General features: G+C 36.6%; 2 protein-coding genes. One reads left to right on the top strand and one right to left on the bottom strand.

Annotated elements, in window-relative coordinates:
* The coding region (locus WBN20_RS10895; protein ID WP_424281690.1) for an aldo/keto reductase at positions 1 to 382 on the bottom strand (382 nt) is incomplete at its 3' end.
* Positions 383 to 542: 160 nt separating this feature from the next.
* On the opposite strand from WBN20_RS10895, the gene WBN20_RS10890 reads away from it, so the two are divergent.
* Positions 543 to 1,544, top strand: a complete 1,002-nt coding sequence (locus WBN20_RS10890) for an AAA family ATPase (protein WP_424281689.1) — start codon at positions 543 to 545, stop codon at positions 1,542 to 1,544.
* Positions 1,545 to 1,554 lie beyond the last annotated feature (10 nt).

The raw sequence follows: 1,554 nt of genomic DNA, 5'->3' as shown, positions 1-1,554 counted from the left end.
GGCTGGGCCTGTGGAGTAAAAAAAGGTCTAAAAAATCAGTCTTAAGTTTGGACAAAGAACGCTCGGCAGACCAAATAATATATTCTTTAGAATAATCATAATGTTTTACTTTATTATCTCTTGCTTTACAGACATATTGTATCCCACATTTGCTAATAAGTTGTACCCGCTCTCTGGGAATTAAACTTTGTGAAAAAGCGTTTCCAAAAGCTCCTTCATTAGTATAGCCACCATAAATATCGGCATGGTCGAAAGTTGTAATTCCATTTTCAACACAATAGCCAATAAGGTCGGCTATTTCGCTTTTTGTAAGGTTCTTTCCCCAACTTCCCCATGTCATGGTACCAGCAATAATTTTTGAATAAGATATCCGGTTTTTCATAAGTATGTGAAAATATAAAATAAATCCCTTAAATACTTCATAAAACTTAGGGTTCTAGGCATTTTTTAACCAATCATTAACAGCACTTATATAAATAAATTTTCAATTTGCGCCCTACTGAGATACCAACAGATTAAAAACCAAAAAATATAAATTATTAATGGAAGAAAATACTACTGTAGACATTAGTGCTGTTAATGAGAAAATTGCACAGGAGAGTGCTTTTATAGACCTGCTTGTTCTGGAAATGAATAAAGCTATTGTAGGTCAAAAGCACATGATAGAACGATTGTTGATCGGACTTTTGGGACAGGGTCATATTTTGTTAGAAGGAGTCCCCGGACTTGCAAAAACCCTTGCAATAACCACTCTGTCAAAGGCGGTTAAAGGTAGTTTTAGCAGGATTCAGTTTACTCCGGATCTTCTACCTGCAGATGTCGTGGGAACAATGATATATAATATGAAAGTGAATGATTTCTCAATAAAGAAAGGTCCTATATTCGCTAATTTTGTGTTAGCTGATGAGATAAACCGTGCCCCAGCCAAAGTACAATCTGCTCTTTTGGAAGCCATGCAGGAAAAACAAGTTACCATTGGAGATGAAACTTTTATTCTGGATAAGCCATTCTTGGTTATGGCTACTCAAAACCCCGTAGAACAGGAAGGAACATATCCCCTCCCTGAGGCTCAGGTGGATCGTTTTATGCTAAAAACAGTTATCGATTACCCAAAGATGAATGAAGAACAACTTATTATAAGGCAAAATCTTCAAGGTATACTGCAGGATGTTAAACCCGTTGTATCAATTAAACAAATTCTTAGTGCTCAACAGGCAGTGAGAGAAGTATATATGGATGAAAAAATTGAAAAATATATCCTGGACTTAGTATTCGCCACACGCTATCCCGAAAAATATAATTTAGGAGACCTTAAACCACTCATAAGTTTTGGCGCATCGCCTCGTGGGAGTATTAATCTGGCAAATGCAGCTAAATGTTTTGCATTCATAAAAAGACGTGGGTATGTAGTTCCGGAAGATGTACGCGCCGTTGTGCATGACGTACTAAGGCATAGAATTGGAATTACCTATGAAGCGGAAGCAGAAAATATTACTTCAGAAGAAATAATCAACCGGATTGTTAACGAAATTGAAGTGCCATAATAGTTCAACC

The organism is Eudoraea sp. (genome assembly GCF_049665975.1).
Classification (GTDB): Bacteria; Bacteroidota; Bacteroidia; order Flavobacteriales; family Flavobacteriaceae; genus Eudoraea.
Note: the sequence above shows the minus strand (reverse complement) of the source record. Positions and strands in the feature narration are given on the sequence as shown.

Bases quoted from the DNA above. Each gene is read 5' to 3' on its own strand.
- WBN20_RS10890 (WP_424281689.1), top strand. From the start codon at position 543: ATGGAAGAAAATACTACTGTAGACATTAGTGCTGTTAATGAGAAAATT.